This window comes from Streptomyces sp. NPDC004629 (genome assembly GCF_042873595.1).
In the GTDB taxonomy this organism is placed as follows: Bacteria; Actinomycetota; Actinomycetes; order Streptomycetales; family Streptomycetaceae; genus Streptomyces.
Genome location: NZ_JBIALO010000062.1, coordinates 1 through 16,238 on the forward strand (window position 1 = coordinate 1; position 16,238 = coordinate 16,238).

Here is a 16,238-nt window from a genome sequence, read left to right on the forward strand (position 1 = left end):
AGCCCCCCCCCCCCGTTCATGGGGGGGGTCCCACCCCCCCCCCCCCCCCCCGCCGGCCCCCGCGCCCCTATCGGGGCGCGGGACGGGTAAAGACGCCGCCGCGTAGGGCGGCGGCGTTTGGGGGGTGACGGTCAGCCGAAGAAGACGGTGGCTTCGTTGTAGAGCTTTGGGTCTACCGTCTTCAGTTTGGCCGTGGCCTCGGAGATCGGGACGCGGACGATGTCGGTGCCGCGCAGGGCGACCATCCTGCCGAAGTCGCCGTCGCGGACGGCGTCGATGGCGTGCAGTCCGAAGCGGGTGGCGAGCCAGCGGTCGAACGCGCTCGGCGTGCCGCCGCGCTGCACATGCCCGAGGACCGTGGTGCGGGCCTCCTTGACGGTCCGCTTCTCGATCTCCTTGGCCAGCCATTCGCCGACGCCGGAGAGCCGCACATGCCCGAAGGAGTCCAGCGACTCGTCCTTGAGCACCATCTCGCCGTCCTTGGGCATGGCGCCCTCGGCGACGACCACGATCGGGGCGTACGACGCCCGGAAACGGGAGGTCACCCATCCGCACACCTGGTCGACGTCGAAGCGCTGCTCGGGGATGAGGATGACGTTGGCGCCGCCGGCGAGCCCGGAGTGCAGGGCGATCCAGCCGGCGTGACGGCCCATCACCTCGACGACCAGGACGCGCATGTGCGACTCGGCGGTGGTGTGCAGCCGGTCGATCGCCTCGGTGGCGATGCCGACGGCGGTGTCGAAGCCGAAGGTGTAGTCGGTGGCCGAGAGGTCGTTGTCGATGGTCTTCGGGACGCCGACGCACGGCAGGCCGTACTCGTCGGACATCCGCGCGGCCACGCCCAGGGTGTCCTCGCCGCCGATCGCGATCAGTGCCTCGACCTCCTGCTTGGCGAGGTTGTCCTTGATGCGGCGGATGCCGCCGTCGACCTTGAGCGGATTGGTCCGTGAGGAGCCTAGGACGGTGCCGCCGCGGGGCAGGATGCCGCGCACCGCGGGGATGTCGAGGCGGACGGTGTCTCCTTCGAGGGGGCCCCGCCAGCCGTCCCGGAAGCCGACGAAGTCATAGCCGTACTCCTGCACGCCCTTGCGGACGATGCCCCGGATGACGGCGTTGAGCCCGGGGCAGTCGCCGCCTCCGGTCAGTACTCCGACCCGCATGGAAATGTCCCTTCGCCGCGGTTGCCTGGTGAAGGAAGACGCTAATAGTGATCCAGGTCACTCCGTGATGGGCGGGATGGTCAATTCCACTGAATTGAGGCTCAGTTGATCATTCCGGACCCATCCAGATCCACTCGAAAGAGTGGACATCGGGACATGTTCCTCACTCGTCGTCGAGTCCGCGCTCGATCGCGTACCGCACCAGCTCGACCCGGTTGTGCAACTGGAGCTTGCCGAGGGTGTTCTGCACATGGTTCTGCACGGTGCGGTGGGAGATGACGAGGCGTTCGGCGATCTGCTTGTAGCTCAGGCCCTTGGCGACCAGGCGCAGCACCTCCGTCTCGCGGTCGGTCAGCCGTGGCGCCTTCGGCTCGTCGGCGTCCGGGGCCGGCCCCGGCTCGGCGGCCAGCCGGCGGTACTCGCCGAGGACCAGTCCGGCGAGGCCGGGCGTGAACACCGGGTCGCCGACCGCGGTCCGGCGCACCGCGTCCAGCAGTTCCTCCGTGGACGCCGACTTGAGCAGATAGCCGGTCGCGCCGGACTTCACGGCCTCCAGGACGTCCGCGTGCTCGCCGCTCGCCGACAGCACCAGGACGCGCAGCCGCGGATCGGCGCCGACGAGTTCCTTGCACACCTGGACCCCGGGTTTCGCCGGCAGGTTGAGGTCCAGGACCAGCACGTCCGGACCGGTCGCCAGGGCGCGGCGCACCGCCTGCTCGCCGTCCCCGGCGGTGGCGACCACCTCGAAGCCGGACTCGGACAGGTCCCGGGCGACCGCGTCGCGCCACATGGGGTGGTCGTCGACCACCATGACCTTGATCGGGTCCTGCTGCTCGCTCATCGCTTCTCCGCCTTCCCCCACGCCTGCGCGGCGTCCTTCGGAACCTTCAGTTCGACCTCCGTGCCCTGTCCGGGCACCGAGATCAGCTCGGCGCTGCCGCCCAGGTCGCGCAGCCGCCCGCGGATCGACAGGGCCACCCCGAGCCGCCCCTCGCCCTCGGCCTGGGCGAGCCGCCCCTCGGGGATGCCGGGCCCGTCGTCCCGTACGGTCACGATGATCTCGCCGGGCTCGTCCTCGACCAGGATCCAGGCCCGGGCGCCCTCCCCCGCGTGCCGGCGGACGTTGTCCAGGGCGGCGCCGACGGCCGTGGCCAGCTCCCGCGCGGCGGCCGGCGGCAGCGGCACCGGCGCGCCGGGCTCGGCCAGGCTGACCCGGGCACCCGCGTACGGGGCGAGCAGCGCGCGCAGGTCGACGGGGCCTGCGGAGTCGTCCGTCTCCGCCACGGCCCCTACGACCGTGCCCTCGGCCGTGTCCTGCGAGGCCCGCGCGAGCGGCACCAGCCCCCCGGAGACCAGCGTGCGCAGCGCCACCTCCTGCTCGCCGGCCAGCCGGCCCAGCTCGGCCGCCTCCCCGCCGATGACCGCGCCGCGCCGCTGCACCATCGCCAGCACCTGGAGCACGCTGTCGTGGATGTCCCGGGCCAGCCGCTCCCGTTCCCTGGTCGCGGCCTCGATCGCCAGGGCACGGGCGAGGGTGCGCTCGGAGGCGCGGGCGACCTCGACGACGTAGCCGATGGCGATGGAGGCGACCCACACGAGGATCACGTTGTGCACGGTGTCGCGGGCCGGGCTGCCCCGCTCGACCAGGTTGGCGGCGGCGACGGCCGTGGAGGCGAACCCCGCCCAGCGCCAGCCGCCCTTGACGGCGAAGGCCAGCACGGAGCCCGCGGTCCATATCGAGGGCAGCGTAGGACCGCCGTCGGCGACCCGCTCGTGGGCGTCGGCGACCGGCGTGAGGAGGATGCCGACGAGCGCGATCGTCAGATCGGCGGCGAGGAAACGCCTGGTGCAGCTCGCCGCGTTGCTCACCTTGGGCAGGGTGGCGAGCGTCCACACGGACAGGACGCCGTAGTAGGCGAGGGCGAGCCAGGGCCGCGTGAACCGGTCGTAGGCGGTGCCGAACAGGCCGATGGCGTACAGCATCGTCAGGACGCGGTAGGCGGCGAGCGCGCGCCACAGCGGCTGCTCGACCGACATCCGCATGACCCGTTCGCGTCCGGGCATCTCCCCCACCCCCCGGCCCGGCCGTCCCGCCGGGGCCTGTGTCCGGCGCCCCTACGCCGTTTCCTTCTGGTCCTTCTGGTCCTTCTGATCGCGCTGGTCCTTCTTGGCCGCCTTCGCGGCCTCCGCGATCTGCCGCTTGGCGGCGGTCGCGTAGATGTCCACGTACTCCTGGCCGGAGAGCTTCATGATCTCGTACATGACCTCGTCGGTCAGCGCGCGCAGCACGAAGCGGTCGTGCTCCAGGCCCTGGTAGCGGCCGAAGTCCAGGGGCCTGCCGATGCGGATGCCCGGCCGCATCAGCTTCGGGAGGGCCTTCCCGGGCGGCTGGATCTTCTCCGTGTCGATCATCGCGACCGGGATGACCGGCGCGCCGGAGGCGAGCGCCACCCGCGCCAGGCCGCCGGGCTTGCCCCGGTACAGGCGGCCGTCGGGCGAACGCGTGCCCTCCGGGTAGATCCCGAACAGCTCGCCGCGCTCCAGCACCTCCAGGCCGCTCCTGACCGCCGCCTCACCCGCGCCGCGCCCGCCGGAGCGGTCCACGGGGAGCTGCCCGAGGCCCTTGAAGAACGCGGCCGTCAACCGGCCCTTGACCCCGGGGGTGGTGAAGTACTCGGCCTTGGCGATGAAGGTGACCTTGCGGTCGAGGACGGCGGGCAGGAAGAACGAGTCCGAGAAGGACAGGTGATTGCTCGCCAGTATGGCGGGGCCCACGGCCGGAATGTTCTCCAGACCCTCCACCCAGGGTCTGAAGGCGACCTTCAGCGGCCCCCCGATGGCGACCTTCATCGTCCCGTACAACAACCGCGTGCCTCCCGTGTCCGTCGCTCAGACCTTAACCCGCGGGACCGCCAATGGACCCGACGGCCCTGGTCGGTGTCAGTGCGGTCGCGTACGGTGAAGCAGAACCCGCAGTCGTTCACGTCCCTCTCATGAACAGGAGACATCACGTGCCGGTTCTGCCCGGAGCCGAGCCGTACCGCCACGAGGGCGGGGAGGTGGGTGTCCTCCTCTGCCACGGCTTCACCGGCTCGCCCCAGTCGCTGCGCCCCTGGGCGGCGCACCACGCCGCGCACGGCCTGACCGTGTCGCTGCCCCTGCTGCCCGGACACGGGACGCGCTGGCAGGACATGCAGCTCACCACCTGGCAGGACTGGTACGCGGAGGTGGACCGCGAGCTGCGGCTGCTGCGCGAGCACTGCCGGCTGGTGTGCGTGGCGGGCCTGTCGATGGGCGGGGCACTGGCCCTGCGGCTCGCGGCCCGGCACGGGGACGCGGTGGCGGGCGTCGTGGTCGTCAACCCGGTGAACAGGATGCACGGCCCGGCGACGCACGCCCTTCCGGTGGCCCGGCACCTGGTGCGCTCGGTGCGGGGAATCACCGACGACATCGCGAAGCCGGGCGTCACCGAAGGAGGGTACGGACGGGTGCCGCTGCACGCGGCGCACTCCCTGCGGAACTTCCTGCGTCAGGTCGACGGCGAGCTGCCGCAGGTCACCCAGCCGCTGCTGCTCCTGCGCAGCCGGCGGGACCACGTGGTCTCGCCGGCCGACCCGGTCCGGGTACTGAGCCGGGTGTCCTCGACGGACGTGACGGAGGTCGTGCTGGAACAGAGCTACCACGTCGCGACGTTGGACCACGACGCGGACCGGATCTTCGAGGAGAGCCTCGCCTTCATCGGCCGGCTCGCACCCAGTGTCGGCAAGGAAGGGACGGCCGCAGTTGGCTGAGCACGAGTCCGACCGCGAGGACCGCGAGCCGGACGAGAAGGGCGTGCCCTTCGACGAGGACGCCGCCTGGGCGGCCATCGTCGCCGGGTACGGCGAGGAGCCGCCGGACCCACCGGGCGCCAAGCCGTTCAAGTCGGTCGAGGACCTTGCGCTGCTCGAAGTGGACACGAACGACGGCGCCGCCGACAAGGACGCCGCAGGCAAGGACGACGCCGGCAAGGACAGCGGCGAGGGTGCCGGTGCGAAGGGGCCCGCCAAGCCCCTCGGCAGCTCCGTTGCCTTCGCGCCCGGCGTCGGCCCGCGCGACTACAAGCCGTCCGAGGCGTCCGACGACGATTTCGACGAGGACGACGAGGGCCACTTCGTGCCGCCCGAGCCGCCGCCGCTGCCCGCCGCCGACACGACCGCCAAGTTCGCCTGGCTCGGTGTGGTGGGCGGCCCGATCCTGCTCCTGGTGGCGGTGCTGCTCGGCTGGGACATGACGTGGTGGCTGGCGACGCTGGGCATCGGCGGCTTCCTCGGCGGCTTCATCACCCTGGTGACCCGCATGCGCACAGACGACGACGAACCCGACGACCCAGGCCGAGGCGCAGTCGTCTGACCACAGTTCCCCGCCGCCCCCAGGGGCACGGGGAACTACACAACCACCCACAACAAACCCGCACAACAACCGCCCCAACGGGCGCGAGGAACTGCGCAACCAACCACAACAACGCCGCACCCAACCCCCAGACCCAAGCCACAACAGGGGCGCGGGGAACTGCGCGACCAGCCACGACGGCGCCGCACCCCACCACCGAACCCAAGCCACAACAGGGGCGCGGGGAACTGCGCAACCGGCCACAACGAACCCGCACCGACCAACGCCCCCCACCGAAACTACGCCGCCGGAACCCGCAGAGCGCCAAGCACCGGCAGATGATCCGTAGCCGCCCGCAGATCCCCCTCCGTCACCCCGGGCAACCCCAGCGGCACCCCGCAGCCCAGCACCTCGACCCCCTTGGTCGCAAAGATCGCATCGATCCGCTGGTGCGGATCGACGGGCGTCGAGGTGTACTCCCCGCCCCAGGGCGCGGCAGCCCGGCAGTCCCGCAGCCCCTCGGCCAGCCGCCGGAAGGTACGGCCGCCGGGCCGCTCGTTGAGGTCGCCGCCCGCGACCGCGTGTTCCACGCCCATCCCGGCCAGCCGGTCAAGCAGCATCCCGCCCTGCTCGTACCGTTCGTCCGACCGCAGGCTCAGATGGCAGCTCAGCACGCCGAGCCGCGCGCCGCCGAACCGTACGACCGCCGTGGCGAAGCCCCTCCGGTGCAGTCCCGGGGTCAGCGGGAGCAGCACGTCCTCGGTCCGTTCGACGGTCGCCCGCAGTGTGCACAGGATGGCCGGTCCCGCCGCCGTGCCGCCTCCGGAGAGGATCACCTGTCCCGAGGCGGCCGCGAGCCGGGCGAGCTTCTTGCGCCAGCGGAAGAACCGGGGGGCTTCCTGGACGAGCACCAGGTCGGGGGCGCAGGCGCTGATCACCCGGGCGAGGGCGGCGGTGTCGTCACGCATCGAGCGGATGTTGTAGCTCAGGACCCGGATGATCGCGGAGCCGTCGGGTTCGGTCCGGGACGTGGGCAGCGGCGGCGGTGTCGGCATGTGGATCAATCTAACGGGGGCGCGCTCCAGGACACCCACCAGCCCGCGGCGCGGGGTTCCGTGCGATCCGCCGGCTGTCCTCGGCTCGCCGTGCGGTCCCCCGCGCCCTCACCCGGGCGTCACATGATCGGGTCGGGTTCCCTGGCCAGGTCCGCCGCACCGACGAGGCCCGCCGCGTTGCCCAGTTGGGCGGCGATGACCTCGGCGACCGGCCGCCAGTTGCCGCCGACCAGCCAGCGTCGGTAGGACTTGCGGATCGGGTCCAGGACCAGTTCGCCCTCGTCGGACAGGCCGCCGCCGACGATGAACGCGGACGGGTCGAACAGGGAGGCCAGGTCGGCGAGGCCGGCGCCGGCCCAGCGGGCCAGCTCGCGGTAGGAGTCGACGGCGACCGGGTCGCCCTGGCGGGCGGCCATGGAGATGTGCTTGCCCTCGATGCCGTCGGGGGTGCCGTCGCCGAGGCCGAGCAGGATCTCGGCGTTCTCGGGGGTGGCCTTGGCGCGCTGCTTGGCGTATCTGACCAGGGCGCGGCCCGACGCGTACTGCTCCCAGCAGCCCTGTGAGCCGCAGCCGCACAGCAGGCCGTCCGGGACCATCCGGATGTGGCCGAACTCGGCGGCCACGCCGAAGTGTCCGCGGCGCAGCTTGTTGCCGATGATGATGCCGCCGCCGAGGCCCGTGCCGAGCGTGATGCAGATGACGTTGCGGTGGCCCTTGCCCGCGCCGAACTTGTACTCGCCCCACGCGGCCGCGTTGGCGTCGTTCTCCACGACGACCGGGAGGCCGACGCGCGCCTCGACCTTCTCCTTGAGCGGCTCTTGGCGCCAGTCGATGTTGGGCGCGAAGTAGACGGTGGAGCGCTGCCGGTTCACATATCCGGCCGCACCGATGCCCACGCCGACGATCTCGTGCCCGGCGCGCGCGCCCTCCACCGCCGAGGCGATGGCGTCCACGATGCCCTCGGGCGTGCCCGGGGTCGGCACCTTGTGGGTCGAGAGGATGTTGCCTTCCTCGTCGACCACGCCGGCCGCGATCTTCGTGCCGCCGATGTCGACGCCGATGGTGAGTCCCATGAATCCCTCAGTTTCGGTCGAGCCCCGCTACGGCCAACCGTACCCGAGGGGGCTGTCAGTCCAAGTCGATGCGTTCGCCGGGACCGGTGCCCTCGCCCCGGTCATCGCGGTCGCCGCGGTCCTTCGGGGTGTCCTTCGGGCCGTCCGCGGGAGTCGTCCAGGAGCGTTCCTGGGACTGGACGGCCGAGCGGTAGGCGGCGAGCAGTTCGTTTCCGGCCGCGGCCAGGTGGTCGAAGACGTCCGGGTTGCGCTCTATCACGGGTTCGACGGCCGCCTTGGCCTGCTGTACGACCTGCCGCACCACCTGTTGCGCGGCGGGTCCGGCGACCGCCCCGAGGAGCGGGGTCTGCAGGCCGGACAGCCGGTCGGCCACGGCGTCGACGAACCTGCGCAGTTCCTCGGCGGCCGAGCCGGGGGGCGGGCCGTACCCGGCGCGGCGGCGGGCCTTCTCCGCGGCGAGGTCCTCGGCGCAGGCCGTGGCCCAGGCGTCGGCGTCGGTCGCCCGTACCTCGTCGGCCGGCTGCGGCTCCAGGGCGTCCGGTGTGGGGCGCTCTTCGCTCATGGCGGACTCCTGACTGCGGTTCGTCCCTTACGACGTTACCCGAACGCGCGCGCGTGGTTCACCGCTCGCGGGGCCACAGTTGCGGGTCCGGTGCGAAGCGGATGCGCAGGGCGCCGTCCCGCAGCGCGGCCCCGGCGACGGTGCAGCGGCGCAGGGCGGACGGCAGCGGCACGATCCGGCGGAACGGGCCCGCGGTGACGACGAGTTCGTCGCCGCGCCGGACCAGGTCGAGGTCGTCGCGTATCGCGCCGGGCAGCGGGAGGTGCCAGACGAGCACGCCGTCCTCGGCGATCCGGTCGGTGACGGGCCACTCGACGGGGTCGGGTGCGGCGTCGACGCCCGGCACGGCGAGCGCGGCGAGGTCGTCGGCGCCCCGCGGGTCACGGCCGAGGTGGGCGACCGGGCGGACGTCGTACGACTGCCGCCAGTCGGCGAGTGCCTTGCGCTGCTGGGCGAGGAGCCCGGTCGGCCAGGTCTCAGGACCGGTCTCGGGCAGCACCCGGTTGGCGACCAGGGCGTCGGTGCGCAGGCCGTGCAGGGCGAGGCCGAGCGCGGTGGTGTGCACGGCGTCGGTGCCGGCCGGGCCGGGTTCGGCGACGAGCCGCACGGTGGTGGCGCGGTCCCGCACGACGGCCTCCACGGCGGCGAGTTCGACGTCCCAGCGGGCCGCCGTCTCGTACAGCCACTCGGCGGGCATCGGGACGCCCGCGAGGCGGCCGAGGACGGGCCGCAGGGCGCGGGCCGCCTGGCGCTCGGGCGGCAGCAGCCGGCGCAGATAGCGGCGCAGTTCCTCGGGGAGGGCGAGCAGGTCGAGGGCGCGCGGGGCGGGCGGCAGGTCGACGACGAGCAGGTCGTGGCGCTCGGCGAGGGCGGCATCGCGCAGGGCGCGCAGGAGGGACAGCTCTTCGGCACCGGGGAGGGGGGTGACCTCCTCCGGGTCGAGGCGGGCGGCACCGAGCAGGTCGAGGACGCCCGTGGCACGGTCCTGGAACGCGGTGAGGTCGTCGCGGAACCGGGCGGCGGGGTCGGGGCGCCAGGCGGTGAGGCCGGGTGCGGCGCTGCGGGGGTCGGATCCCGTCGGCGTGCCCAGCGCGGCGCCGAGGGCGTCCGTGCGGTCGCCGCTCAGGACGAGGGTCCGGGTGCCGGCGCCCGCGGCGCGCAGGGCGGTGGCGGCGGCGACGGTCGTACGGCCCGAGCCGCCCGGACCCGTGATCAGGATGGTGCGCATGGGGGTGAACGCTACCCGCGCGTGCCGGCCCGGCACGCCGTCGCTACTTCTCCCCGGACTCGACCCGCTTCTTCAGGCCCGCGAGCGCGCGGTCGATGATGACCTTCTCCGCCTTGCGCTTGATCATGCCGAGCATCGGGATCTTGACGTCCACGGTGAGCCGGTAGGTCACCTCGGTGGCGCCCGCGCCGTCCGGTACGAGGAGGTAGGAGCCGTCGAGGGAGCGGAGCATCTGGGACTTCACCAGGGTCCAGGAGACCTCCCGGTCGCCGGTCCAGGTGTAGGCGAGGGTCTGGTCGTCCTTGATCGCGCCGGCGTCCATGACGAGGCGGACCTGTTCGGCGCGGCCCCGGTCGTCGATCTTGAGGACCTCCGCCTCCTTCACCTCACCGGTCCAGTCGGGGTAGCGGGCGAAGTCGGCGATCACCTCCATGACGTCGGCGGGTGCCGCCTCAATGGTGATGCTTGAGCTGGTGTGTTCCGCCATCGCCGTGGCTCCTCCGGGTGCGGGCCGGTGCAGACCGGTTCAGAGAGGTCGTCGTGCGCACGTGTGTGCAGCGTGAAGGCTACCGCGCACGCGACCACCGGTTTCACCCCGTCCGCGCGCCCCTCACCATTCGAGCGCCCAGGGCCTGCCCGTTCCGGCGAAGTGCCCGACGTTCACGCATTCGGTGGCGCCGATCCGCATCCGCCGCACGAGCGGCTGGTGGACGTGGCCGAACAGCGCATAGCGGGGCCGGGTGCGGCGGATGGCGTCGAGCAGCGCCCGGCTGCCCCGCTCGAACCGGCGGGCCACCGTGTCGTACACGAGTTCCGGCACCTCGGGCGGGATGTGCGTGCACAGCACGTCGACCTCGCCGACCGCTTCGATCTTCGCCGCGAACGCGTCGTCGTCGATCTCGTACGGCGTCCGCATCGGGGTGCGCAGCCCGCCGCCGACGAAGCCGAAGGTCCGGCCGCCGATCTCCACCCGTTCCCCGTCCAGGACCGTGGTGCCGGGCCCGGCGTACTCAGCCCACAGAGGCGGCATGTCGACATTGCCGTAGGTCGCGTACGTCGGCGTGGGAAAGGCGGCGAACAGCTCGGCGTACTGGCGGCGCACCGCCTTCTCGATGACGGTGGCCCGGTCGGTGCCGATGCCCGCCCACAGCCGGGTCCCGAACGCGCGTGCCTCCTCGAAGCGGCGTGCGGTGCGCAGCTCGACGATGCGGTGGGCGTTCTCCACGCCGAACAGGTCGGGGAAGATCCCGCGCGAGTGGTCGGCGTAGTCGAGGAAGAGCACGAGGTCACCGAGGCAGATCAGGGCATCGGCGCCGTCACCGGCGCGGGCCAGGTCCCGGACGTTGCCGTGCACGTCGCTGACCACATGGACGCGGGTCCTTCGGTTACCGACGGGTGTGGGGGCCATGGCGATCAAGGGTAAGCCTGTGCGGCATACGTGAACAGTGGCGGCCGGGCCTGCGGCTACTGGCCCGTCAGGAAAACCGTGGACTACTGTGCGCGCAGGAACACCAACCTGTGTGACGCAGCGAACAACTCGCCGGGCCCCCTGTCGAAGAAGCCATACCGGCGGGTAACGTCCGGGCAGTCCAGTCGTGCTCTGGATTTCAGCCAATGGGTCGAAAGGCTCCTGGTGGGCGTCCGAGCACCTGCCCGAGCCGTGGACCGCACCGTCGCAGCACACAATGTCGTGGCGCCGGCGCCCTATGAGGAGCAGCAGTCTTGCGCGAGTTCAGCCTTCCGGCTTTGTACGAGGTCCCTGCGGACGGCAATCTGACCGACATCGTCCGCAGAAACGCCGCGCAGCATCCCGATGTCGCCGTCATCGCCCGCAAGACCGACGCGGGCTGGCAGGACGTGACGGCCGAGGCGTTCCTGGCCGAGGTGCGCGCCGCCGCCAAGGGACTCATCGCGTCCGGCGTCCAGCCCGGCGACCGGGTCGGCCTGATGTCCCGCACCCGCTACGAGTGGACACTCCTCGACTTCGCGATCTGGAGCGCGGGTGCGGTCACCGTGCCGGTGTACGAGACGAGTTCACCGGAACAGGTGCAGTGGATCCTGTCCGACTCGGGCGCCACCGCCTGCATCGTGGAGCAGGACGGCCACGCCGCCGCCGTGGATTCGGTGCGCGAGCGGCTGCCAGCGCTCAAGCACGTCTGGCAGATCGACGCCGGGGGCGTGGCGGAGCTGGCCCGGCTGGGCCGGGACCTCACCGACGCGACGGTGGAGGAGCGCAGTTCGCTCGCCAAGGCGGACGACGCGGCGACCATCGTCTACACGTCCGGCACGACCGGCCGGCCCAAGGGCTGTGTGCTCACCCACCGGGCCTTCTTCGCCGAGTGCGGCAACATCGTCGAGCGGCTGCGCCCGCTGTTCCGCACCGGTGAGTGCTCGGTCCTGCTGTTCCTGCCGCTCGCGCACGTCTTCGGGCGGCTGGTGCAGATCGCGCCGATGATGGCGCCGATCAAGCTGGGCAACCTCCCGGACGTCAAGCACCTCACCGATGAACTGGCGGCGTTCCGCCCGACGCTGATCCTCGGCGTGCCCCGGGTCTTCGAGAAGGTCTACAACGGGGCGCGCGCCAAGGCACAGGCGGACGGCAAGGGGAAGATCTTCGACAAGGCGGCGGACACCGCGATCGCCTACAGCAAGGCCCTGGACACCCCGTCGGGCCCGTCCCTCGGGCTGCGGATCAAGCACGGGGTCTTCGACAGGCTGGTCTACGGCAAGCTGCGCGCGGTGCTCGGCGGGCGCGGCGAGTACGCGATCTCCGGCGGCGCCCCGCTGGGCGAGCGCCTGGGCCACTTCTTCCGCGGCATCGGCTTCACGGTCCTGGAAGGCTACGGCCTGACCGAGTCCTGCGCGGCGACCGCGTTCAACCCCTGGGACCGGCAGAAGATCGGCACGGTCGGCCAGCCGCTGCCCGGTTCCGTGATCCGTATCGCCGACGACGGCGAGGTGCTGCTGCACGGGGAGCACCTGTTCAAGGAGTACTGGAACAACGAGGCCGCGACCGCGGAGGCGCTGGCCGACGGCTGGTTCCACACCGGGGACGTCGGCACCCTCGACGAGGACGGCTATCTGAGGATCACCGGGCGCAAGAAGGAGATCATCGTCACCGCGGGCGGCAAGAACGTCGCCCCGGCCGTGATCGAGGACCGTATCCGGGCGCATGCGCTGGTCGCGGAGTGCATGGTGGTCGGTGACGGGCGGCCGTTCGTCGGCGCGCTGATCACCCTCGACGAGGAGTTCCTGGGCCGCTGGGCGGCGGAGCACGGCAAGCCCGCGGGGTCCACGGCGGCGTCGCTGCGTGAGGATCCGGAGCTGTTGGCGGCGATCCAGGAAGCGGTCGATGACGGTAACGCGGCGGTGTCCAAGGCGGAGTCGGTGCGGAAGTTTCGTGTTCTGGAGGGGCAGTTCACGGAGGAGTCGGGGCATCTCACGCCGTCGCTCAAGCTGAAGCGGGGCGTGGTGGTGAAGGACTTCGCGTCCGACGTCGAGGCGATCTACCGTAAATAGCGGTGCGCCTGTTGATCGGCGGTGCGCCTATTGATCGGCGGTGCGCCTATTGATCGGCGGTGCGCCTATTGAAGGGGGTGGCTGGGCAGGCTCGGCGAGTGCGGGTTCTTTGTGGCCGGTCGCGCAGTTCCCCGCGCCCCTATCGGGGCGCTTGTTCTACGCCAGTTCTTCACGGCTCTCCGCGCCCACCGGGAGGGGTGGCTGGGCAGCCTCGGCGGGTGCGGGTTCGTTTGGGCCGGTCGCGCCGTTCCCCGCGCCCCTGGCGGGGGCGCTGGCTGGACGGCCTTGCGGGTGCGGGTTCGTTGTGGCTGAGCGCGCAGTTCCCCGCGCCCCTGGCGGGGCGGTTGTTCTACAGGAGGGATTTCAGGGTTGCTGCTTGTAGGGGCCAGCGCCAGGTTTGTTCGATCCACTGGCGGCCCCGGTCGCCCATGCGGCGGCGTAGGGCGGGGTCGGCGAGGAGCGTGGTGATCCGGTCGGCGGCCTCGTTCGGGTCGCCGCCGCGGACGACCCATCCGGTCTCCCCGTCGAGCACCGCGTCGGGCGCGCCGCCCGAGTCCCCGGCGACTACCGGCAGCCCGGTCGCGGATGCCTCCAGGTAGACGATCCCGAGCCCTTCGACATCGAGCCCGCCCCGCCGGGTCCGGCAGGGCATCGCGAAGACGTCCCCGGCGCCGTAGTGCGCGGGCAGTTCGGACCAGGGCACGGCGCCGGTGAAGCGCACCGAGGCCGCCACCCCGGTGTCCCGGGCGAGCCTGCGCAGATCCCTCTCGTACGGTCCGCCCCCGACGATCAGCAGCACCGCGTCGGGCTGCTCGGCGAGGATCCGGGGCAGGGCCCTGATCAGGGTGTCCTGGCCCTTGCGCGGCACCAGCCGCGAGACGCACACCACGACCGGCCGCTCGGCCAGCCCGAGCCGTTCCCGCACCTGCGCACCGCCGGAGCCCGGGTGGAAGGTCTTCTCGTCGACGCCGGGCGGCAGCCGCACCATCCGCCCGGCCGCCGCCGGGGTCAGCGCGGCGGCGATCCGGGTGCGGGTGTACCCGCCGAGGTAGGTGATCGTGTCGGTGGACTCCCCGATCCGGCGCAGCAGTTGGCGGGCGGCGGGCAGCTGGGCCCAGCCGGCCTCGTGCCCGTGGGTGGTGGCCACCAGCCGCTCGGCGCCCGCCTTCCGCAGGGCGGGTGCCATCAGCCCGAGCGGCGCCGCCGCCCCGAACCACACCGAGGTACAGCCGTGCTCCCGCAGCAGCCCGGCCGCGCGCCGCGTCACGGCGGGCGTGGGCAGCAGCATCGTCGTGCGGTCGCGTACGACGGTGAAGGGCTGCTCGGCGTCGAAGGCGGCCGTGGCCTCGGCGCCCTCCCGGCCGCGCTTCCAGGTGGAGGCGTAGACGACGAGCCGGTCGGGATCGAGGCGGAGCGCCATGTTGTGCAGGAACGCCTGGATGCCGCCCGGCCGGGGCGGGAAGTCGTTGGTCACGATCAGGGTCTTGTGCATCACCGCCCAACCTATCCGGGCGGTGGCGGCCGTGCGATTCCCGAAGTGGCCGAAAGTCAATCCATGAGCGGCCGGGTCCTGCCCGGGTGACGATTTGTCAACTTTCCCCGTTTCCCCCGTTTCCCCCGTTTCCCCTGTTTCCCCCGCCAGAACGAGAACGCCTCGATCAAGCACTCGTCCTGAGAGCCGGCGCCCGCCGACGGGGCCCGCGAAGGGCGCCGGTCCGCGGGCGCGTTGGATGCGACGCGACCACGCCGTACGACGGCATTGACGGACGGCGCACAGCGCGACGCGTCATCATGGCCCCCGCAGGACGAGCCACGACGAAGGGTCCCAAGTGAACATGGCGGGCGCGAGGTGGCCCCTGGCCGGGCTGCCGGTGGCCTGGGGACTGACCCGGCTGATGCTGCTGCTCTTCGTCTTCCGGGTGCTTGTCTTCCCCGGTGCGGACGTCACCACCGACGTGTCGGTGATCTACCACGGCTGGTACGAGGTACTGCGCCACGGGACGTTCCCGCTGGACGACGTGACCTGGCAGTACCCGCCCGCTGCCGCGCTCGCCGTGCTCGCGCCGGGCGCCCTGCCCTTCCTCTCCTACCCCACCGCCTTCTTTCTGCTGGCCCTGCTCGCCGACCTGACGGTCCTCGCCCTGCTCGGATACGCGGGCCGGCGCCCCGGCAAGTCACCGCGCGGCGCCTGGGTGTGGGTGGCGGGCCTCCCGCTGCTCGGCCCGACGGCCTACGCCCGCTACGACGTGATGGTGACCGCGGTGGCGGTGGCCGCGCTGTTCGCGGGGGCCCGCCGACCCCGGGTGATGGGGGCGCTGGCCGGCTTCGGGGCGATGGTCAAGGTGTGGCCCGCACTGCTCCTGGTGGGTGCGGTGCGGCTGCGCGCCTGGGGCGCAGCGGCGGCCACCGCGGCGGGGGTGGCGGCGCTGTTCGCGGTCACCATGCCCGGCGCCTTCGCCTTCCTCGCCTTCCAGCGCGACCGGGGCACCGAGGTGGAGTCGCTGGGCGCCCTGGTCTTCCACGTGGCCCGGCACTTCGGCTGGCGGGGCGAGGTGCTGCTGAACTACGGCTCGGTGGAGTTCCTGGGCCCGTACGTCGGCCTGGTGAGCGCCGCCGCGCTGACGCTCACCTGCGCCGCGTTCGGCTGGCTGCTGCTGTGGCGGCTGGCGGCCATCGGGTTCAGGCCGCACACGCTCGCCGACGCGGCGTTCACGGCGGTGCTGATGTTCACCACGACGAGCCGGGTGATCAGCCCGCAGTACCTGGTCTGGCTGATCGGGCTGGCCGCGGTCTGCGTGTCCTTCCGGGGCACCCGGATGGGCCGGCCCGTCCTGCTGGTCCTCGCGGCCACCGTGGTGACCGTCCTGGAGTTCCCGATCGGCTTCTCGCACGTCGTGGTCGGCGACTGGTACGGCACGGGGCTGTTGTTCCTGCGCAACGGCCTGCTGGTCGGCGCCGCGCTGCTCGCCGCCGGCCGGCTGTGGCGGTCCACGGTCCCCGCGGGCCGCGCCGCCGCCCTGCCGGCGCACACCGCCCGCGCCAGCGCCAAGGGAACCCCGATCTCCTCCTGACCCCGGCCCGCCAGAACAGCCACCCAGCGCCCCGGGGCCGCCGCGAGGCTACCGGAGCAGCTGCGAGACTCCGGGCAGGAGGACATCACGGACCAGGTGCGCTTAGAGGGCTTCTCGAAACCGAGTGTGCAGCTTGGGGTTCCGTACGGGTGTGCTGTTCAGGTGATTGTGGCTGCGCGGGGGCATGAAGGCAGGGCCT

General features: G+C 72.3%; 15 protein-coding genes. 4 read left to right on the plus strand and 11 right to left on the minus strand.

Annotation, left to right across the window (positions count from 1 at the left end; all coding sequences use genetic code 11):
- Nucleotides 1–131: 131 nt before the first annotated feature.
- From ACFYTE_RS41420 to ACFYTE_RS41435, 4 genes are all read right to left on the minus strand, one after another.
- Nucleotides 132–1,160 (minus strand): 6-phosphofructokinase, encoded by a 1,029-nt coding sequence (locus ACFYTE_RS41420; RefSeq protein ID WP_388722337.1) that lies wholly within the window; start codon nucleotides 1,158–1,160, stop codon nucleotides 132–134.
- A gap of 163 nt (nucleotides 1,161–1,323) precedes the next feature.
- Complete coding sequence (locus ACFYTE_RS41425; RefSeq protein ID WP_388722339.1) at nucleotides 1,324–2,001, minus strand: response regulator; 678 nt, start codon at nucleotides 1,999–2,001, stop codon at nucleotides 1,324–1,326.
- Complete coding sequence (macS, locus tag ACFYTE_RS41430) at nucleotides 1,998–3,224, minus strand: MacS family sensor histidine kinase (protein WP_388722341.1); 1,227 nt, start codon at nucleotides 3,222–3,224, stop codon at nucleotides 1,998–2,000. The genes ACFYTE_RS41425 and macS overlap by 4 nt, the downstream gene beginning before the upstream one ends.
- Nucleotides 3,225–3,275: 51 nt before the next feature.
- The gene (locus tag ACFYTE_RS41435) at nucleotides 3,276–4,010 is read right to left on the minus strand and encodes a lysophospholipid acyltransferase family protein (protein WP_388722343.1); all 735 of its coding nucleotides are present in this window, start codon (nucleotides 4,008–4,010) and stop codon (nucleotides 3,276–3,278) included.
- Nucleotides 4,011–4,171: 161 nt separating this feature from the next.
- On the opposite strand from ACFYTE_RS41435, the gene ACFYTE_RS41440 reads away from it, so the two are divergent.
- Nucleotides 4,172–4,951 (plus strand): alpha/beta hydrolase, encoded by a 780-nt coding sequence (locus tag ACFYTE_RS41440; RefSeq protein ID WP_388722345.1) that lies wholly within the window; start codon nucleotides 4,172–4,174, stop codon nucleotides 4,949–4,951.
- Nucleotides 4,944–5,552, plus strand: a complete 609-nt coding sequence (locus ACFYTE_RS41445) for a hypothetical protein (protein WP_388722347.1) — start codon at nucleotides 4,944–4,946, stop codon at nucleotides 5,550–5,552. Before ACFYTE_RS41440 ends, ACFYTE_RS41445 begins: the two co-directional genes overlap by 8 nt.
- Nucleotides 5,553–5,830: 278 nt before the next feature.
- On the opposite strand, the gene ACFYTE_RS41450 is transcribed toward ACFYTE_RS41445, so the two are convergent.
- From ACFYTE_RS41450 to ACFYTE_RS41475, 6 genes are all read right to left on the minus strand, one after another.
- The gene (locus ACFYTE_RS41450; RefSeq protein ID WP_388722348.1) at nucleotides 5,831–6,586 is read right to left on the minus strand and encodes an endonuclease/exonuclease/phosphatase family protein; all 756 of its coding nucleotides are present in this window, start codon (nucleotides 6,584–6,586) and stop codon (nucleotides 5,831–5,833) included.
- 119 nt (nucleotides 6,587–6,705) lie between these two features.
- On the minus strand, nucleotides 6,706–7,659 hold the full coding sequence (locus tag ACFYTE_RS41455) for an ROK family glucokinase (protein WP_388722351.1): 954 nt from the start codon (nucleotides 7,657–7,659) through the stop codon (nucleotides 6,706–6,708).
- Nucleotides 7,660–7,714: 55 nt separating this feature from the next.
- On the minus strand, nucleotides 7,715–8,221 hold the full coding sequence (locus ACFYTE_RS41460) for a DUF5304 domain-containing protein (protein ID WP_388722353.1): 507 nt from the start codon (nucleotides 8,219–8,221) through the stop codon (nucleotides 7,715–7,717).
- 58 nt (nucleotides 8,222–8,279) lie between these two features.
- The gene (locus ACFYTE_RS41465) at nucleotides 8,280–9,449 is read right to left on the minus strand and encodes an ArsA family ATPase (RefSeq protein WP_388722355.1); all 1,170 of its coding nucleotides are present in this window, start codon (nucleotides 9,447–9,449) and stop codon (nucleotides 8,280–8,282) included.
- 43 nt (nucleotides 9,450–9,492) lie between these two features.
- Nucleotides 9,493–9,936: an SRPBCC family protein gene (locus ACFYTE_RS41470; protein WP_388722357.1), complete on the minus strand. Its 444-nt coding sequence runs from the start codon at nucleotides 9,934–9,936 to the stop codon at nucleotides 9,493–9,495.
- 123 nt (nucleotides 9,937–10,059) lie between these two features.
- Nucleotides 10,060–10,857, minus strand: a complete 798-nt coding sequence (locus tag ACFYTE_RS41475) for a metallophosphoesterase (protein ID WP_388722359.1) — start codon at nucleotides 10,855–10,857, stop codon at nucleotides 10,060–10,062.
- A 314-nt stretch (nucleotides 10,858–11,171) separates the two neighbouring features.
- Here ACFYTE_RS41475 and ACFYTE_RS41480 point away from each other — a divergent pair, with 314 nt between their 5' ends.
- The gene (locus ACFYTE_RS41480; protein ID WP_388722361.1) at nucleotides 11,172–12,968 is read left to right on the plus strand and encodes an AMP-dependent synthetase/ligase; all 1,797 of its coding nucleotides are present in this window, start codon (nucleotides 11,172–11,174) and stop codon (nucleotides 12,966–12,968) included.
- 349 nt (nucleotides 12,969–13,317) lie between these two features.
- Here ACFYTE_RS41480 and ACFYTE_RS41485 read toward each other — a convergent pair whose 3' ends face one another.
- Nucleotides 13,318–14,460 carry a glycosyltransferase family 4 protein gene (locus ACFYTE_RS41485; protein WP_388722363.1) on the minus strand — a complete coding sequence of 381 codons (1,143 nt, stop codon included), beginning with the start codon at nucleotides 14,458–14,460 and terminating at the stop codon, nucleotides 13,318–13,320.
- A 337-nt stretch (nucleotides 14,461–14,797) separates the two neighbouring features.
- Here ACFYTE_RS41485 and ACFYTE_RS41490 point away from each other — a divergent pair, with 337 nt between their 5' ends.
- Nucleotides 14,798–16,039: a glycosyltransferase 87 family protein gene (locus ACFYTE_RS41490; RefSeq protein ID WP_388722365.1), complete on the plus strand. Its 1,242-nt coding sequence runs from the start codon at nucleotides 14,798–14,800 to the stop codon at nucleotides 16,037–16,039.
- Nucleotides 16,040–16,238 lie beyond the last annotated feature (199 nt).